1 pseudogene is annotated in these 611 nt (G+C 44.4%); it reads left to right on the top strand.

Annotated features, from left to right (window positions below):
* Positions 1 to 60: 60 nt before the first annotated feature.
* A pseudogene (locus tag ACYVTD_RS14985) lies at positions 61 to 611 on the top strand (sensor histidine kinase); the annotation flags it as partial.

The following is a 611-nucleotide window of genomic DNA, read 5'->3' on the forward strand; positions in this document are numbered from 1 at the left end:
ACCCAGAACCATTTAAAGGCCGCGGCGCTGGCTGCTGCCCAATTTGTTACTGTTGAAGAATTGGACCGTTACCACACCATGGAAGATTCAAAAACCCAGAGTTATCAGGACTTAAAAAGGAGGCTGGTGCAATTTTCAGAAGAATACAATGTCAAGTATGTTTCATATTTTAGGCAGTACGATCAGAACAATTTCCAATACATCGTTGACAACGACTTTGATCCTGAAACCATAGTGGGACCGGGAACGGTAAAACCGATCAAGGATATCGCCAGAGCCGCCCTAACCGGAAACGTTACGGCGACAGACCTAGGCAACTACAACGAAAGCTTTGAAGGTCTTCTTGCGGGTTTCGCGCCGGTGTATGACAAGGACGGCAATTTCTACTGCGTCGCCGACGTCGATATAAAAGATAAAATCATTTTAGATATGCGAAGATCCTCGCTTATTATGACGATACTCCAGATTAACGCCCTTTCAATTTCCGTGCTTTTCGGCATTTTAAATTCTCTGTTATACCGCAGTAAGGCGAAGCAAATTGAAGAGGCCCATGTCAAGCTTCAGTATTTTAACAACAATATGCGCCAGGCATTCTCAACGTATCTTTCGGA

Source organism: Treponema sp. R6D11 (genome assembly GCF_054786075.1).